This window comes from Arsenicibacter sp. R0_47, assembly GCF_057652235.1.
Window position 1 is genome coordinate 496,640 of the sequence record NZ_JBYFCJ010000003.1, and the last position, 15,831, is coordinate 512,470.

Sequence of the window (15,831 nt, forward strand, 5' to 3'; positions counted from 1 at the left end):
GTCTGAATTTACAAGGTCATCACCTGCGATGTGTGGGCAGCTTCGTAGATGGAGCCGTTCAGGGTTTGAAGGAAAGCATCAAGCGGAATATCCTCCTGTTTCAGGAAGCCTTGTTGCGGTAACCGGCCATCGGATACCAGTTCCACCACGGCCGCTACCGACGCGGCTGTTGTCCAGGAAATAGCCCGCCAACGCCGTCCTTCGAGTGAGATCGGGTGGTAGGCATGGGCAAATTCTTCACGTTTCAGCTGCCCGTTTTTCCAGCCTTCGACAACGGCATACACGTAGACGACATCATCCTGAACCGGTGGTTTTGCTTCGGTCAGGATTTGCTCGGCCAGTTCCCGCTTGTTTTTCAGGATCAGTTCATACAGCAGAAAGCGCATCAGCTTCGCGTGGCCGGGATAGCGGATGGTCTTGTAGTTGAGCGTGTCGAGCTGCCCCTCATACGTTTCGCACATGGTTCCGAGGCCGCCTGAGGTCGAAAACGCTTCGAACTCCATGCCATGCATATTGATGACTTCCAGCCCGTCGAGAGCCGTCACCCACTTGCGGACACCGTTCTGGATCACCTCGCAGTCGTTCAGGTACTCGTTGATAACCCCCGCCGGCGACCACGTAAACGAATAGCCCAGGAGGCCGTTCGGGTTCTGCGGCAGTGCACCGACGCGCAGTTCGATGTCGCGCAGGCGGTCGAAGCGGTTCGCTAAGTCAGCCCCGACGATACCGATATAGCCGGGCGCCAGGCCGCATTGCGGCGCCATGACCGATGTGCCGGTTTTGGCCATGTCGCGGATGGCATTGGTGGTCGGAACGTCTTCGGTGAGGTCAAAATAGTGGACACCAAGTTTATGGGCGGTTTGCGCAATCGGCAGGTTCAGGGAATAGGGCAGACAGGAAACCACGGCATCGAACCCCTGAAGGACGTTTTCGAATGCGGTTGTATCGGAAATGTCGCCCTGCAGTGTCGGAAAAGGGAGATTCTCGTAGGCCGGCTGGTGTTTGTCGAAACCGGTTACCGAAAACTTGCGGCCGAGCAAAACACCGACCAGCGATCCCACCTTACCCAGTCCGACGACTAATACGTTCTGGATCATAAGCTTTACTAGTTTGCAATGAATTTGGTAAGCAATATACAGATTAGCTTATAATTTATCCGGGTTTTGTCCTTAAACCGAGCAAGGAGGCCGTATCTGACCGGTGGTGTAGGTATCAAAAAAAGCGAGATCGGTCAGATCTCGCTCCGGATAATAAACGGGCATACATGAGACGCATGTATGCGTCTCTACTGCTTGTAAACTTTGCCGTCTTTCATGACGAATTTCACCTGTTGCAGGGTTTTGATGTCTTGTAACGGGTTGCCGTCAACGGCGATAATGTCGGCAAGTTTGCCGGTTTCGATGGCTCCGATCTGGTCTTTCATGCCCAGTACTTCGGCGTTGACAACGGTTGCCGCCTTAATGCACTCAACCGGTGGCATACCGCCTTCGACCATGTACTCAAACTCCTTGGCGTTGTAGCCGTGCGGATAAACCCCGGCATCGGTACCAAAGGCGATTTTAACGCCTGCCTTGTAAGCCTTCGTAAATGTTGCCTGAATTTTCGGCCCAATGGCGAGGGCTTTTGGCGTCACCAGAGCCGGGTAGTAGCCCATGATGCGGGCTGAGTCGGCGGCGGTCCGGCCGGCGATGATGGTCGGCACGTAGTACGTTCCGTGTTTTTTGAACAATTCAATGGCCTCGTCGTCCATCAGCGTACCGTGTTCGATAGTGGTGACACCGGCGCGGATGGCCCGCTTCATGCCTTCTGCGCCGTGGGCGTGGGCAGCCACGCTCATGCCGTAATCTTTGGCGGTTTCAACAATCGCTTTTGCTTCTTCGTCGGTAAACTGCGGGCCCTGACCGTCTTTGGCATTGCTCAGTACGCCGCCGGTTGCCGTAATTTTAATCACATCGGCACCCTCCTTATAGCGCTGACGAACGGCTTTACGGGCTTCGTCCGGGCCGTTGATGACGCCGTCGACCGGTCCCGGGTCACCGGCCAGATCGCGGCGGAAGCCGTTGGTGGGGTCGGCGTGGCCACCGGTGGTGGCAATGGACTTGCCGCTGGTCATGATGCGCGGGCCTTCTGCCAGCCCACGGTTGATCGCATTCCGGAGCGAGATATTAACGCCTGAGCCCCCCAGATCGCGCACGGTCGTGAAACCGGCCAGCAGCGTTACTTTCGCATATTTGGCGGCCTGAAACGCCACGTCGGGTACGTTCTGCGTAAAGCGGTCGTAAGAGCCTCCGCGGCGGGTTTCGCTTTCGATGTGCACGTGCATATCGATCAGGCCCGGCAACACGGTTTTGTTTTTCAGGTCGATGACTTTATCGGAGCCGCTTGCCGACGTGAAGCCCTTCTGAATACCGGTGATTTTATTGCCTTCCACGACAACGGTAACGTCGCGTTGCAGGTCATTCCGGACGCCGTCGAACAGGTTGCCGCAGTGAATGAGGGTGCGCTGGGCAACGGCCTGGCCGGCACACAAAGCTGTTCCTGCCAGCAGGAGTGCCGAAAGGTAACGATGTTTCATGATTGATGATTTTTCATGTTTAGGTAAGAGATGCAAGATAAACGAAAACGCCTATATTTAACGCATTCAACAGACTACAAGCCTGAACAAATGAAAGTCCTTTCCCTTTTAGGTGTGCTGCTGTCGGCAGGGATAGCCACGGCCCAGTCGTTTACGGCCGATGAAGTGGCCCGCTGGCAGCAACAGGCCCGGCAGATTACCATTACGCGCGATACGTGGGGCATCCCGCACATTTACGGCAAAACCGATGCCGACGTGGTGTTCGGTGCTTTATACACCCAGTGTGAGGACGATTTCGCGCGGGTTGAAGCCAATTACATCGATGCCATCGGCCGCATGGCAGAGGTGGACGGTGAGGGGGCACTCTACCATGACCTCCGTGCCCGGCTTTTTATGGACAGCACCATGGCCATTGCGCAATACCAGAAAAGTCCGGCATGGATGAAAAAGCTCCTGAATGCCTTTGCCGACGGAGCCAACTACTACCTTCATACTCACCCGCAGGTGAAACCCCGGCTGCTGACACGCTTCAAGCCGTGGATGCCGCTAATGTTCAGTGAAGGCAGTATTGGCGGTAACATCAGCGCCGTATCGACCGAGCGGTTGAAGGCCTTTTACGAAAACCGTAAAACGTCACAGGTTGATGACTTCGACAGCCATTACGAGCGGGAATCGGTCGGGTCAAACGGCTTTGCGATTGCGCCCTCGAAAAGCGCGACCAAAAATGCCCTGCTGCTCATCAATCCGCACACATCGTTTTATTTCCGCTCTGAATTGCAGATGGTCAGCAAAGAGGGCCTGAATGCATACGGAGCCGTAACATGGGGGCAGTTTTTCATCTATCAGGGCTTTAACCGGAACTGTGGCTGGATGCATACCTCCAGCTATGCCGATGTGATGGACGAGTTTCTGGAAACGATTGAGAAAAAAGACGGGAAGCTGGTCTATAAATACGGGGAAGAATGGCGGCCGGTAACAGTCGAGAAAGTACTGCTGCCGTACAAACTGGGCAAAGGCGTTGAACAGCGCGAGTTCACAATCTACCGCACCCATCACGGGCCGGTTGTCGGTGAGAAGGACGGCACGTGGATTGCACTGAGTATGATGAACGACGGGCTGAATGCGCTGATGCAGTCGTATCTGCGGACAAAAGCTAAAGATTACGCCAGCTACCAGAAAGTGATGAAGCTCAACGGCAATGCCTCCAACAATACCGTATTTGCCGACCGTAAAGGCAATATCGCCTACTGGCACGGTAATTTCATGCCGAAGCGTGATCCGAAATTTGACTGGGAACAACCGGTTGATGGCAGCAATCCCGAAACAGACTGGAAAGGCCTGCATGCGGTTTCGGATATTGTACAGGTAAAAAATCCGGCGACGGGCTGGATTCAGAACTGCAATTCAACGCCGTTTACGGTGTCTGGCAGCAGCAGTCCGCAAAAAGATAAATTTCCGGCGTATATGGCACCCGACGCCGAAAACTATCGGGGCATCAATGCCGCCCGCGTGCTGGCAGGGAAGCCTGTGTATACGCTGGACTCACTCATTGCCGCCGCCAATGATCCGCACCTGGCCGGTTTCGATGCACTGATTCCTGCGTTGCTGAAAGCCTACGAAAATGTAACGGACTTGTCCGGCAAACAGGCTTCTGATGTCCGGAAAGCCATCGAGGTGTTGCGGGTGTGGGACAAAAACTACGGCGTAAATTCGGTCGGTACCGCGCTGGCGATTGTCTGGGGTGAGAAAATGCAGCGGATGGCCCGTCCGCGGGCAACGGCCGGACAGCGGCTCGATAATCTGGGCATGACCGATCTGGTGATCAACAATACCTCTGCCAGGGAAAAGATTCAGACGCTGGCGGAGGTAGTCGACGAATTTGAGCGCGATTTCGGCAAGTGGAACGTAGCTTGGGGCGACATGAACCGGTTTCAGCGGCTGACGGGCCAGATTCAGGAGACTTACGACGATACGAAGCCGAGCCTGGCTGTCGGGTTTACGCCGTCGGCCTGGGGCTCGCTGGCGGCATTCGGGGCGCGGTCGTATCCAAATACGAAAAAACGCTACGGCTATGTCGGCAACAGCTTTGTGGCCGTAGTCGAATTCGGCAAGAAAGTAAAGGCGCGGGCGGTTGTTACAGGCGGTTCCAACAGCAACCCCAAATCACCGCATTTCACTGATCAGGCCAGTCTGTACAGCCAGGGTCGGTTCCGCGATGTGTGGTTCTATCCCGAAGACATTCAGCAGCACGTCGAAAAAACATACCACCCCGGCGAATAACGCATTGCACTCGTACGGGCGACCCCATGTGGTCGCCCGTTTTTCTACCCCCACGTGGTCGCCCATTCATTTTCCCCATGTAGCCGCCCTTTTCTATAAAGGTGCACGTGGTCGCCCCCCTTTTTCTTATTCCTCCTTCAGTTGCCCGTGCAGCCGGCGGAGATTTTCCAGAATGGCTTCAATCTGGCCGTACTCTTTCCGCAGGGCACGCCGACCCAGATACAGGTACGCAAACGCCATCCATCCCAGATACAAAACCAGAAATAAGGCAATGAACGCCGATGAAAAATAGCCGAGGATTTCGATAAAATAGAGTCCCATTGCGGCATTCAGGCCGATAAAATAGAGCGGGCTGTTGATTCGTACCATTTTTTTCCGGAAGCTGTAATACGTCTCCCACTGCTGTAAATGCTCGCTTGCCGAAGAGGTAACCGCCAGCTGCCCCAGCCGCCGGTAAATGGCAAAATTGATAAGACTCTGGGTCAGTACAACGACCAGTACCAGCACCAGACCGGTGTAGGTGGTGGCCGACGAAAAGGTAATGCCGCTGAAAAAACCAATCCAGGTCAGCACGACTACCGTCGCCAGCAAGGCAATGGCCGACCAGAGCTGCGTTCGCCGCAGTTTCGACAGCGCGTCGGTGTTGCTGGCTTTCAGTCCGGCCAGGTCAGGGCCTTTAACGGGTTCCGGTTGTTGCTGCCAGCGTTCTTTAAATAGCTCAAACTCGTCCATATTGCTTGTAAATTGACGTTAGTTGTTGTTTGATGCGGTGAATTTTTACGCGCAGATTTCCTTCTGAAATGCCCACAACCTGCGCTATGTCGGGGTAAGGCGTGTCTTCGAGTACGAGGGTAATGATAATCCGGTCGGTTTCGGCAAGCTGACTGATGCACTTATACAGGACCATAATCTGCTCGTCGGGTTCGGCCTGTTCGTCCGGAATGTTGTGTATATCCTTCGGGTCTGCCGTTGCTGTAGGTTTAGTGCGGGTACTGCGCAGATGCAGCAGGCAGGTATTGACAGCAATCCGGTAAATCCAGGTCTGAACCTGCGCATCACCCCGGAAAGTCGGGAGATGGTGCCAGACTTTAATAAAGGTTTCCTGTACCAGGTCCTGCGCCTGATCGTAATCACCGGTATACCCGAGGCAAAGTTTAAGCACTTTGGGGTGCCACGTTTTGTAGAGCAGGTCAAATGAATTGGGTAAAGTCATATCGAATCGACAGGTTAGTTAGCCGATTGCAGAAACCGGTCGATCTGAGCATAAAACCACTGCGGATTCTCGTACATGATGAAGTGTTTCGTGTTCGATACGGCCAGATGTTTGTTGGGCAGCTTTTCATATTGTTCGTTCAGAATCCGCATCGTTGCCGGTTCACTGTTGAAATACTGGCCACCCAGTACGAGGGTAGGGGCGGTGATGCGGGCAATATCCTGCCGTAAATCCGTCAGACTCATTTCGATAATCGTCTCCGCCAGTGTCCGGCGGTCACTGCGGACAGCCCAGCTGGTTACCAGATCAGCTTTCAGGGTATCGGTTACCTGCATGCGCATGGCCCGTTTCTGTGATACGGCAAACAGCGAATCGGGGGTAGACGTAAAATTTCTAACCATAAGCTCCGGATTATACATCGGGTTTCTACGCAGCGAGTCGGCCGTAATCGTCGGGTTGGTCATCGCCGAAATAAACGGAACACCGTCGACGCAGATGATTTTCGAAAACAGGTCCGGTTCAGTACTGCTGACCCACAAGCTCATGAACGCGCCCAGGCTATGGCCGAGCAGGATGGGTTTGTGTAACTGCTGCGTTTTCACATACCGGATAAGTTCATCCCGCACGGTTTGCAGGACCGGTGCCTGAATAGGAGCCACGCCATTGTAGCCGGCGAGGGTCAGTACATGGCATTCGTAGCGGCCTTTCAGGTGGTCGACCGTTTCCTTCCAGACCTCACCACCGCACGAATAGCCGGGAATCAGGATAACAGGCTGTCCTTTGCCGGTTACTGATACCGTAAAGGCGTTTGACTGAGCCACGCAACAGGTGGCATAGACAGCAATGAGCAGGGTCAATAATAAGGTCTTCATGGCGAATATGTTTTTTAGTGTTTCGTAATGTTGGCCTTTTGATACATGCCTGCCCGGATTGTTACAGACTGAGCAAAAAAAAAGCCTGACTATGTTGGATAGCCAGGCTTTATGAAGCGGTAAGGTGCTTATTTTTTGACGATTACGCCGTCAGCAACGAATGTAAGTGCTTTTTCCGGCTCGGTGATTTTTTCGATTTCGGCTTTGCTCTTACCGGCATCTTCGGCATAGTGGCGCAGTTCGGCAACCGACGTAGTGGTAGTCTGGGCTACGCCTTCGAAGACAACCTGCTTGCCGGCAATGTCTTTCGGAACAAAGAACCCGTAGTCTTTGAAGGTCACACGCATGGTTTTGCCGTCAGCCGTTTTTACGGTCATCCAGCAGCCTTTGACTTTGCAGACCTGATCGACCGTGCCTTCTACTTTGGTTGTCAGTTCTTTTTTCTCGCCCATTTTAGCAGCGAGTTCAGTAGCCGCAACGGCGGAGTCGTCAGTGATTTTTTTACCGTGGTAGCTTTGCGCCTTTGCCGTCAGTGTAAGGCCAAGGGCTACTACCAGTACAAGAATGTGTTTCATTGTGTGTCAGAAGTTTTTCGTAGGGTAAATATACAAGCTATGTGCCAGAAAATCACAGGTGCTTTATCATACGTAAGCCCTGATTGTTGTCCTATGCCGGATTCCAGGGCGTACGGGTCACTTCCATTCCATAACGCTTAACACATTCCGGCAGAATGTGTATTCTTCCGGCTGGTTGGATCCGATGAGCAGGATCTGTTCCGGACCAAGCTGCTGCACTTCGTCCAGGTACCAGTTTGCCCCCTGCCGGTCGAGGTTGGCGGTCGGCTCATCCAGAATTACCAGCGGGGCGTCGGAGAAAAAAGCCAGCCCGAGCTTAACCCGTTGCTTCATACCCGACGAAAAGTACTTGATTTCTTTGTTACGGGCATGACTCAGAAACATTCTTTCCAGCACAGTTTCGGTTGTCAGCCCGTTCTTAAATGGCTTGAACGTCTGGTGAAAAGCAAGCAGTTCGAGCAGGGTCAGTTCTTCGATCAGTTCAAGATAAGGCGCTGCCATAGTAACTTGCCGAAACCAGTCATCGGCTAAAAGTGTTTTATCCCCGAGCCGGTAGGCTAATTTGCCTTCGGTGGCGGGCATTACCCCGGAAATTAACTGAAGAAACGTGGACTTACCACTTCCGTTGGGGCCAACAAACGTGTAACTTGTCCCTGCGGTTAATGTCAGGTTAACGTGCCGGAATATCCATTCACGACGATATTTTTTGCCGATGTCTTCGGCTGTAATGGTCAGCATACCGCAAAATTAAGCTAACTTGCTTGTAACTCATGCTTTTTGATAATCATAATCGCCCGATAACCTATCTGCGGCTGGCCGTTACCGACCGCTGCAACCTGCGTTGTTTTTACTGTATGCCGGAAGAAGGTATCCGTTACCTGCCGAAAAAACAGCTGCTGACGTTCGAAGAAATGGAGCGGCTGGTCAGCGTACTGGCGGGGCTAGGTGTAAATAAAGTCAGGATTACAGGTGGGGAACCATTTGTACGTAATGGCCTGATGGCGTTCATGCGGTCATTGTCGGCTATCGACGGCCTGACCGAACTGGCAATGACTACCAACGGGGTGCTGACTGCGCCGCATGTGGCCGAGCTGGCATCGCTGGGACTGAAATCCGTTAACCTCAGTATTGATACACTGGATCGGCAGCGATTCCACCAGATTACGCGCCGCGATGAACTGCCGGCTGTTTTGCGAACCCTTGATGAGCTGCTGGCGCATGACATTGAGGTAAAAATCAATGCGGTAGTGATGGAAGGGCAGAACATCGAAGACATTCCGTTACTGGCTGAGCTGACCCGCGATCAGCCGGTGGCAGTTCGGTTTATCGAAGAAATGCCCTTTAACGGCGAAGGCACACATTACCCGGTCCTGAACTGGACACACCGCCGCATTCTGACGGAGCTGAAGTCATTTTATCCGGATATACAGAAGCTTGCCGACGGGCCGTTTTCCACGTCGAATGACTATCAGATACCAGGCTATAAAGGAACGGTCGGGATCATTGCGGCCTTCAGCCGGACGTTCTGCGGGAGCTGCAACCGGATCCGGATGACGGCACAAGGCGTTCTGAAAACCTGCCTGTACGACAGCGGTGTGCTGAACGTCCGCGACCTGATGCGCTCAGGGGCAACGGATGCAGACCTGGTTGAGGCATTTAAACAGGCCTTTGCCAGCCGCCCTGCCAACGGTTTCGAAGCCGAAAAGAACCGAGCACCCGTTTCCGAATCAATGGCGACGATTGGCGGTTAACGCTCCGGCCCGATTAAGTCCCACAAATTTCCGTACAAATCAGCAAAGACCGCTACGGTTCCGTATGCCTCGGTAACGGGATGGCGAACGATGGTGATGCCATGGTCAAGCAGATTCTGATAGTCGCGGGTAAAGTTATCGGTATGCAGAAACAGAAAGACCCGGCCACCGGTCTGGTTGCCTACGCGGGACTGTTGCTCCTCATTGGCCGCTTTAGCCAGCAGGATACCGCTGCCGGTTGTGCCCGGCGGAGCAATCACTACCCAGCGTTTTGTCTCGCTCAGCATCGTGTCTTCCCGCAGCGTAAAATGTAGCTTTTGCGTATAGAACGCAATGGCTTCGTCGTAGTCAGCAACAACAAGCGCGAAACAGGCAATAGTCTGCTGCATGTCTTTATTCGCTTAACACGTAAATCGCTGCGGTATTGCGGCCCAGCCCGTCGTAATCCAGCCCGTAGCCAACCACAAATTTATTCTCGATCTCAAAACCAACGTATTGGAGCTCAACAGGCTGTTTCAGGGCCTCGGGTTTGTGCAGAAGGGTAGCAATGGTCAGTGAGGCCGGTCCCTCAACCAGGAGCTGTTTGCGTATATCATTGATGGTAAGACCCGTATCGACAATATCTTCCACGACGATCAGATCACGGTCTTTCACGGATTCACTCAGGCCCAGAATCTGTTTGACCGCACCGGTCGAGCTGGTCTGTGCATAGGAAGAGACCCGGACAAAGGCGATTTCACAGGGAATGCTCAGTTTTTTCAGCAGATCTGCCGCGAAGAGTACCGACCCGTTCAGGATACCGATGACCAGCGGCTGTTTCCCGGCGTAATCTTCATTAATCTGCTGAGCGAGTTGCGTGATGCGGTTCTGAATGGCTTCGGCCGGAATAAACGGCACAAACGACTTATCTTTGATCGTTATCTTTTCTGTAGGCATGAGCAAAGGTACGGCGGGCGGGCATGGCAAGGCAACTTTTTCGTAAATTTTATGAAGGGTAAACTGATCGCCGGCTTTGTACGTTAATGGAAAGATCACACATAAAAAGATGTCGCAGCCGTTATAGGTAAGACGCAGAGAACGTTCAGCAGCGTAGCTAAATGACAAAGAACATGAAGCAGTTCAGTTTGACGGTTTTGTTAATCGTATTGGGCTATATGGCTCAGGCACAGTTATATGATCCGTCGGCTTTTGATAAAAAATACGATGGATTATTAAAGCACCCCGGTGTGCAGCTGGAATCGGCTGAGGCCATTAACCAGTTGTATAACTATAAATTTTACGAAGCCGATAAGGAGTTCCGCTGGCTCAAGGTGCGGTATCCGAAACACCCGATGCCTTATTTTCTGATGGGCCTCGCCGAGTGGTGGAAAATTGTACCGAATACCGACATTGAGGACTATGATGACCGTTGTCTGGCGTATATGGATTCGACCATCACATTGGCGGAAAAACTATATGACGACAGCGATAACAAGGTAGAACCGTCGTTTTTCCTGGCAGCGGCCTATGCTTTCAAAGGGCGTCTGTATTCGGAGCGGAAGAAATGGGCAAAGGCAACCCTGGCCGGTAAAAACGCCCTGAAATATTTCGAGAAGTGTAAGGGGAACGGCGATATCAGCCCCGAATTGCTCTTCGGCGACGGGCTGTATAATTATTATGCTCAGTGGATTCCGCAGAACTATCCGCTGCTGAAGCCGATCCTGATGTTTTTCCCGAAAGGGGATAAGAACTCCGGTATTCAGCAACTGGAAAAGACAGCCAATAATGCGTTTTATACCCGGACGGAGGCACGCTACTTCCTGCTACAGATTTACAGCATGGAAAACCAGTACGACAAAGCCTATGATCTGGCGAAGTACATGACGGAGCAGTATCCCGAAAATCCTTTTTTTGAGCGGTATTTTGCCCGGTCGGCATTTGTGCGGGGACGGCTGAACGAAGCGGAAGTGATTTCAAAACGGATTCTGGAAAAAATCGCCCGCGGGCAAACCGGGTATGAAGCCGTCAGCGGCCGGACAGCTGCGTACATTCTGGCTTACGTAAACCACAACTTTTACCGCAATACGGCGACCGCCAAGCAGTATTACCAGCAGTCCATTGATTTTGCTAAGCAGATTAACGCAACAAACGCAGGCTATTACTGGTCATCGCTGGTCGGGCTGGCGAAGATTGCGACCGATGAGAAGAACTACGATCAGGCAACAACCTACTACAAGGAAGTGCTCGATTCGGCCGATAAGAAATCAAGCCAGTATGAAGAAGCGAAAAAGGCCCTGAAAGACAGTAAAAAGTCGCGCAGGGACGAACGCCGGAAACGCCGCGACTAAATACGAAAAAGGGCCATTTGCTGTAAATGGCCCTTTTTCGTCAGGTATATACGGCTCAGGGAATAGGCATTACCTTGCTTTCCTTGAACGTCGATAAAATTACCATGGTTTGGGTGCTGGCAACCTCTTCAATCTCGTTAATTACTTCCAGCATCAGCTTTTGATACGAGTTGATGTCTTTTGAAATAACCTTCAGCAGGAAGTCACCTGAACCGGTAATGTGGTGGCATTCGATGATTTCAGGGATTTCGTTGACCCGTTGTACAAACGAGTCGGTCACCATTTTTTTATGGCCTACCAGGGTTACCATCACAAATGTAGTTACCCCCAGACCTACTTTTTCGCGGTCGAGCTGGGCGTGGTAGCTTTGGATGATACCGGATGTTTCCAGCTTCTTAACACGTTCGAGTGTCGGGGCAGGAGACAGGCCGATTTCCTTTGATAATTGTGCGTTGGTTATCTTGGCGTTTGATTGCAGAATATCCAGAACCTTTCGGTCAATTTGATCTAACTTTGAGCTTGACATAGTCTTCGTTGTACGCTAAGGTTAGTAGTTTATCACGTCGTTTGCAAAACTACACCTTTCCAAAAAAAATTTTAAATTTTTGGGTTTTTTTACTATTTTTTGAATAGAAATATCCATTTACCCAAATATTGCGCGACAAAATTAAGCGAAAACATTTAGATGCCAAAATGTCATTCTCAACGTTTTTTCGACTGATTATGACTGATTTGCCGTTGTCGGCTACATTTAAACGTTTGATCGTCAACCGCCGATGTAGCCTTGTGTTTAGTCTTCCGGCCCTGAACGCGGGCCCGCCACATGCGCCACGACGATGGTTTCATTTCACGGCGCATGAGTTCAATCACGTCCTGCTCGGCCAGACCAAACTGTGCTTCGATGGCATCGAAGGGTGTCCGGTCCTCCCATGCCATTTCAATAATCCGGTCAATATCATCGTCAGTCAGGAGGGTAGTCTGTTGTGTTTTCATGAACCCTAAACCATTGGCCGCAGGGTAAGGTTTAGCGAAATAAAACGTTAAGGAATCAGATCATGAAAATGCGCAAGAAGTCCGACCTGCCGGTGAAGGTATGCCCTGTTTGTCAACGCCCGTTCAGCTGGCGGAAAAAGTGGGAACGGGACTGGGATCAGGTTATCTATTGCAGCGATCGTTGCCGGCGGGAAGGCAAAAAGTAATTAATCCCGTACTTTTGTAGCCTAATTCGCTTTTCCATGTTTCGGGTAACTGTTTTCTGGGTTTGTCTCTCAACGCTTCTTTTCACGATAGGGTGCCATTCGCGCCGAACGCCTGTGGTTGTCAGAACGCCGCCGGCCACAACAAAGCCCGTAGCTAAAAAGCCGCCGGTTACGACATCGCCAAAGCCGGTTTCATCGGTGGCCGCCCGGCCAAAGCCGCCGGTTGATACGGTTACCTATGAAGTACCGGATATGTCGGTGCCCCCTTCGCCGAAGCGCGAGTTCAGGGCTGTCTGGATTGCTACCGTACAAAACATTGACTGGCCGAGTAAGAAAGGGCTGCCGACAGCGCAGCAGCAACAGGAAATGATTTCGATTCTGGACATGCACCGGCAGGCGGGGCTAAATGCCGTGATCATGCAGGTGCGGGCCGCTGCCGACGCATTCTATGCCGAAGGCGCGGAACCGTGGTCGGAGTGGCTGACCGGTAAGCAGGGCAAGGCTCCCGATCCGTTTTACGATCCGATGGAATTCATCATTGATCAGGCACATAGCCGGGGCATGGAGTTTCATGCGTGGCTCAACCTCGACCGGGGGACATTCGGGAAAACAGCCAGCATTACCAGTGACCATATCAGCTACCGCAAACCGGAATGGTTTATCACCTATGGTGACCGGAAGCTGTTCAACTTAGGTATGCCGGAAGTGCGGACCTATGTGGCCGGGATTGTGGCCAATATCGTACGCAACTACGACGTGGATGGTATCCATTTTGATGATTATTTTTACCCGTATGCCATTGCCGGACAGACGATTAAAGATGATGCCGCTTACCGGAAATATTACAACGGAATGGGTAAGGAAGACTGGCGCCGGAGCAATGTTGATAAACTGGTGCTCGAACTGCGCGATTCCGTAAAAGCTGTAAATCCGTACTGTAAGTTCGGGATCAGTCCGTTCGGAATCTGGAAGAATGTAAAAAGTGATCCCGACGGATCAGCAACTACCGGCGGGCAGGCGTATTATGAACTCTATGCCGACACCCGCAAATGGGTCCGTCAGGGCTGGGTCGATTACATTGTGCCGCAGGTATATTTCACGACCGAGTTCAGCCGCGCGCCGTATAAAGTACTGGTCGACTGGTGGGCAAAAAACAGCATCGGCCGCCACCTGTATATTGGCCACGGAGCTTACCGCCTGGGCAACACCCGCGAACGCGACCAGACCTGGATGGACCCGACACAGATGCCGTCGCAGATCAGGTACCTGCGCAATAATGCACTGACGGCGGCACGCGGACCGGTTCACGGCAGTATTTATTTTAGCTCAAAGTCGCTGACCACCAACCGGCTGGGTGTGCGGGATTCGCTTCAGACAAACCTCTATAAATATCCGGCGCTGGTGCCGCCAATGACCTGGATCGACAGTATTCCGCCCTTGCCGGTACGCGACCTGAAAGCGGCCCGTACGGAGAGCGGGGTAGAAATTTACTGGCAGTCACCGGATGAAGCCAGAGACGGTGATCTGGCCAGTTATTATGTCGTTTATCGTTTTGAAGGCCGCTACCGCCAGTATCGTACCGATAATCCGCAACGGATCCTGAGCATTTGCCCGGGCGAGGACAATACCCGTTTCATCGACCGTACGGCCGATCCGAAAAAGAAATACACGTATATCGTAACCTCCTTTGACCGGCTGCACAACGAAAGCCGGGAAGTACAGGTCTGGCTCAATTAATCCGTCACCTGGTTCATCACCGATTCAATGGAACGGGCATTCGGGAAGAAGCTGACCAGGCGCATCAGAATGCCCTCGACAACCGCGTCGGGGCAGGAGGCGCCGCAGGTTAACAATACGGTTACCTGCTCCTGCTGCGGAATAAAGGATTCTGTAACCACTTCCTGTTTCGTATGCAGGTCGTAGTGGCGGATCAGGTCAGCAGAGAGTATTTTCTGATCTGACTCAATAAAGTAAGTCGGAATTTTCGCCTCACAGAGCTCGACAATGTGGGACGTATTGGAACTGTTATAGCCACCTGCTACAATGGCAAAATCGGCCGGATAGTCAAGCAGGGTATAGGTTGCATCCTGATTGTCGTTGGTGGCATAACACAAGGTATCCCGTGTATTGGCAAAATGGTTATCGACAGTCTCCGGCGTAAGCTGGTAGGTGTCAATCATGATGCCTTTCAGGTAATCGGCAATGCCCTGAGTATCGGAGGCCAGCATTGTCGTCTGGTTTACCACACCGATACGTTTTAAGTCGACAGACGGATCGAACCCTTCTGAGTATTGCCCCGCAAAGTCGGTATAAAACTGTTCGGCCGGCAGGGCACCGGTAATGAACCTTGCCAGATGCTGTGTCTGTTTCATGTCCTTCACCACCACGGTCGGCGCTGCTTCCTTGCTGTGTGAAAACGTGGCCCGCGTCTCTTCGTGGCTTGGCTTACCATGCACGATAACAGTGTACTGCTTATTGCCGATCTGGCTGGCCTTGTTCCATACTTTTTCCACAAACGGGCAGGTGGTATCGTATTTTTCGATGTCCAGACCAATAGCTTGCAGGCGGGCGTAGGTTTCCAGTGTAGTGCCGAACGCCGGGATAATGACCACATCATCGGCCGTCAGTTCTTCCCACGGGATCAGCTGTTTGCCATGCGTATCCATCAGAAAACGCACTCCCCGGCTGATCAGATCGGCATTTACATCGGGGTTGTGAATCATTTCACTCAGCAGAAAAAGCCGGCGGCCTTCGTTTTCGGCGATGGCTTTGTAGGCAATCTCAACCGCATTTTCAACACCGTAGCAAAAGCCAAAGTGGCGGGCAATCAGTACCCGTACCGGCCCGAAATCCAGTTCGGTCGGGGTGAAATCGCGTTTTAGCTTATCACGTTTCCGGCGGAATTCCTTAATGGGAGTAATAACGGCACTGCGGTAATGCTGAGGGATGTTGAAAGACTTCATGACTGTGCTGAATGGGTCACTTAACGTACAGGCCTGACAAATAACCTGCTTTGTTCTAAACAGAGAGATGAAACGC

The 15,831-nt window shown here is 52.3% G+C and carries 17 protein-coding genes; 5 read left to right on the top strand and 12 right to left on the bottom strand.

The window, feature by feature from the left end; all coding sequences use genetic code 11:
* Nucleotides 1–8: 8 nt before the first annotated feature.
* Together AC23NW_RS08155 and AC23NW_RS08160 are read right to left on the bottom strand one after the other, a co-directional pair.
* Nucleotides 9–1,094 (bottom strand): saccharopine dehydrogenase family protein, encoded by a 1,086-nt coding sequence (locus AC23NW_RS08155; protein WP_487448928.1) that lies wholly within the window; start codon nt 1,092–1,094, stop codon nt 9–11.
* 191 nt (nt 1,095–1,285) lie between these two features.
* Nucleotides 1,286–2,575: a metal-dependent hydrolase family protein gene (locus AC23NW_RS08160; RefSeq protein WP_293834187.1), complete on the bottom strand. Its 1,290-nt coding sequence runs from the start codon at nt 2,573–2,575 to the stop codon at nt 1,286–1,288.
* A 90-nt stretch (nt 2,576–2,665) separates the two neighbouring features.
* Between AC23NW_RS08160 and AC23NW_RS08165 the strand changes: the two genes are divergently transcribed.
* A complete protein-coding gene (locus AC23NW_RS08165; RefSeq protein WP_487448805.1) occupies nt 2,666–4,855 on the top strand; it encodes a penicillin acylase family protein in 2,190 nt (729 codons plus the stop codon).
* Nucleotides 4,856–4,981: 126 nt separating this feature from the next.
* Here the strand turns inward: AC23NW_RS08165 and AC23NW_RS08170 are convergent, their stop codons facing one another.
* The 5 genes from AC23NW_RS08170 to AC23NW_RS08190 form a co-directional block, all read right to left on the bottom strand.
* Entirely contained in the window at nt 4,982–5,587 is a 606-nt protein-coding gene (locus AC23NW_RS08170) for a hypothetical protein (protein ID WP_487448806.1), read from the bottom strand.
* Nucleotides 5,574–6,068, bottom strand: coding sequence for an RNA polymerase sigma factor (locus AC23NW_RS08175; RefSeq protein ID WP_293834184.1), 495 nt, complete (start codon nt 6,066–6,068; stop codon nt 5,574–5,576). The genes AC23NW_RS08170 and AC23NW_RS08175 overlap by 14 nt, the downstream gene beginning before the upstream one ends.
* A 14-nt stretch (nt 6,069–6,082) precedes the next feature.
* On the bottom strand, nt 6,083–6,940 hold the full coding sequence (locus AC23NW_RS08180) for an alpha/beta fold hydrolase (RefSeq protein WP_487448807.1): 858 nt from the start codon (nt 6,938–6,940) through the stop codon (nt 6,083–6,085).
* A 128-nt stretch (nt 6,941–7,068) separates the two neighbouring features.
* On the bottom strand, nt 7,069–7,515 hold the full coding sequence (locus tag AC23NW_RS08185; RefSeq protein ID WP_293834182.1) for a DUF4920 domain-containing protein: 447 nt from the start codon (nt 7,513–7,515) through the stop codon (nt 7,069–7,071).
* Nucleotides 7,516–7,632: 117 nt separating this feature from the next.
* Nucleotides 7,633–8,253, bottom strand: coding sequence for an ATP-binding cassette domain-containing protein (locus tag AC23NW_RS08190; RefSeq protein WP_293834181.1), 621 nt, complete (start codon nt 8,251–8,253; stop codon nt 7,633–7,635).
* Between the two features lie 32 nt (nt 8,254–8,285).
* Here AC23NW_RS08190 and moaA point away from each other — a divergent pair, with 32 nt between their 5' ends.
* A complete protein-coding gene (gene moaA / locus AC23NW_RS08195) occupies nt 8,286–9,266 on the top strand; it encodes a GTP 3',8-cyclase MoaA (protein WP_487448809.1) in 981 nt (326 codons plus the stop codon).
* Here moaA and AC23NW_RS08200 read toward each other — a convergent pair.
* Both AC23NW_RS08200 and hpt read right to left on the bottom strand, forming a co-directional pair.
* The gene (locus AC23NW_RS08200) at nt 9,263–9,655 is read right to left on the bottom strand and encodes a VOC family protein (RefSeq protein ID WP_487448810.1); all 393 of its coding nucleotides are present in this window, start codon (nt 9,653–9,655) and stop codon (nt 9,263–9,265) included. The two genes, moaA and AC23NW_RS08200, sit on opposite strands and share 4 nt — an antisense overlap.
* Nucleotides 9,656–9,659: 4 nt before the next feature.
* Nucleotides 9,660–10,202, bottom strand: coding sequence for a hypoxanthine phosphoribosyltransferase (gene hpt / locus AC23NW_RS08205; RefSeq protein WP_487448812.1), 543 nt, complete (start codon nt 10,200–10,202; stop codon nt 9,660–9,662).
* Between the two features lie 173 nt (nt 10,203–10,375).
* On the opposite strand from hpt, the gene AC23NW_RS08210 reads away from it, so the two are divergent.
* Complete coding sequence (locus AC23NW_RS08210; protein ID WP_293834177.1) at nt 10,376–11,593, top strand: tetratricopeptide repeat protein; 1,218 nt, start codon at nt 10,376–10,378, stop codon at nt 11,591–11,593.
* Nucleotides 11,594–11,648: 55 nt separating this feature from the next.
* Here the strand turns inward: AC23NW_RS08210 and AC23NW_RS08215 are convergent, their stop codons facing one another.
* Together AC23NW_RS08215 and AC23NW_RS08220 are read right to left on the bottom strand one after the other, a co-directional pair.
* Nucleotides 11,649–12,119, bottom strand: coding sequence for an Lrp/AsnC family transcriptional regulator (locus tag AC23NW_RS08215; RefSeq protein ID WP_071503387.1), 471 nt, complete (start codon nt 12,117–12,119; stop codon nt 11,649–11,651).
* A 176-nt stretch (nt 12,120–12,295) separates the two neighbouring features.
* Nucleotides 12,296–12,586, bottom strand: coding sequence for a TIGR03643 family protein (locus AC23NW_RS08220; RefSeq protein ID WP_293834176.1), 291 nt, complete (start codon nt 12,584–12,586; stop codon nt 12,296–12,298).
* A gap of 62 nt (nt 12,587–12,648) precedes the next feature.
* Between AC23NW_RS08220 and AC23NW_RS08225 the strand changes: the two genes are divergently transcribed.
* Both AC23NW_RS08225 and AC23NW_RS08230 read left to right on the top strand, forming a co-directional pair.
* Nucleotides 12,649–12,792, top strand: coding sequence for a DUF2256 domain-containing protein (locus AC23NW_RS08225; protein WP_293834175.1), 144 nt, complete (start codon nt 12,649–12,651; stop codon nt 12,790–12,792).
* Between the two features lie 114 nt (nt 12,793–12,906).
* A complete protein-coding gene (locus AC23NW_RS08230) occupies nt 12,907–14,529 on the top strand; it encodes a glycoside hydrolase family 10-like protein (protein ID WP_487448813.1) in 1,623 nt (540 codons plus the stop codon).
* On the opposite strand, the gene AC23NW_RS08235 is transcribed toward AC23NW_RS08230, so the two are convergent.
* The gene (locus AC23NW_RS08235; RefSeq protein WP_487448814.1) at nt 14,526–15,755 is read right to left on the bottom strand and encodes a 4-hydroxy-3-methylbut-2-enyl diphosphate reductase; all 1,230 of its coding nucleotides are present in this window, start codon (nt 15,753–15,755) and stop codon (nt 14,526–14,528) included. The genes AC23NW_RS08230 and AC23NW_RS08235 overlap by 4 nt on opposite strands.
* Nucleotides 15,756–15,831: the final 76 nt, after the last annotated feature.

Excerpts from the sequence above, each read along its gene's own strand:
- AC23NW_RS08160 (WP_293834187.1), bottom strand. The coding sequence starts at position 2,575 with ATGAAACATCGTTACCTTTCGGCACTCCTGCTGGCAGGAACAGCTTTG.
- AC23NW_RS08165 (WP_487448805.1), top strand. The coding sequence starts at position 2,666 with ATGAAAGTCCTTTCCCTTTTAGGTGTGCTGCTGTCGGCAGGGATAGCC.
- AC23NW_RS08170 (WP_487448806.1), bottom strand. The coding sequence starts at position 5,587 with ATGGACGAGTTTGAGCTATTTAAAGAACGCTGGCAGCAACAACCGGAA.
- AC23NW_RS08175 (WP_293834184.1), bottom strand. The coding sequence starts at position 6,068 with ATGACTTTACCCAATTCATTTGACCTGCTCTACAAAACGTGGCACCCC.
- AC23NW_RS08180 (WP_487448807.1), bottom strand. The coding sequence starts at position 6,940 with ATGAAGACCTTATTATTGACCCTGCTCATTGCTGTCTATGCCACCTGT.
- AC23NW_RS08185 (WP_293834182.1), bottom strand. The coding sequence starts at position 7,515 with ATGAAACACATTCTTGTACTGGTAGTAGCCCTTGGCCTTACACTGACG.
- AC23NW_RS08190 (WP_293834181.1), bottom strand. The coding sequence starts at position 8,253 with ATGCTGACCATTACAGCCGAAGACATCGGCAAAAAATATCGTCGTGAA.
- moaA (WP_487448809.1), top strand. The coding sequence starts at position 8,286 with ATGCTTTTTGATAATCATAATCGCCCGATAACCTATCTGCGGCTGGCC.
- AC23NW_RS08200 (WP_487448810.1), bottom strand. The coding sequence starts at position 9,655 with ATGCAGCAGACTATTGCCTGTTTCGCGCTTGTTGTTGCTGACTACGAC.
- hpt (WP_487448812.1), bottom strand. The coding sequence starts at position 10,202 with ATGCCTACAGAAAAGATAACGATCAAAGATAAGTCGTTTGTGCCGTTT.
- AC23NW_RS08210 (WP_293834177.1), top strand. The coding sequence starts at position 10,376 with ATGAAGCAGTTCAGTTTGACGGTTTTGTTAATCGTATTGGGCTATATG.
- AC23NW_RS08215 (WP_071503387.1), bottom strand. The coding sequence starts at position 12,119 with ATGTCAAGCTCAAAGTTAGATCAAATTGACCGAAAGGTTCTGGATATT.
- AC23NW_RS08220 (WP_293834176.1), bottom strand. The coding sequence starts at position 12,586 with ATGAAAACACAACAGACTACCCTCCTGACTGACGATGATATTGACCGG.
- AC23NW_RS08225 (WP_293834175.1), top strand. The coding sequence starts at position 12,649 with ATGAAAATGCGCAAGAAGTCCGACCTGCCGGTGAAGGTATGCCCTGTT.
- AC23NW_RS08235 (WP_487448814.1), bottom strand. The coding sequence starts at position 15,755 with ATGAAGTCTTTCAACATCCCTCAGCATTACCGCAGTGCCGTTATTACT.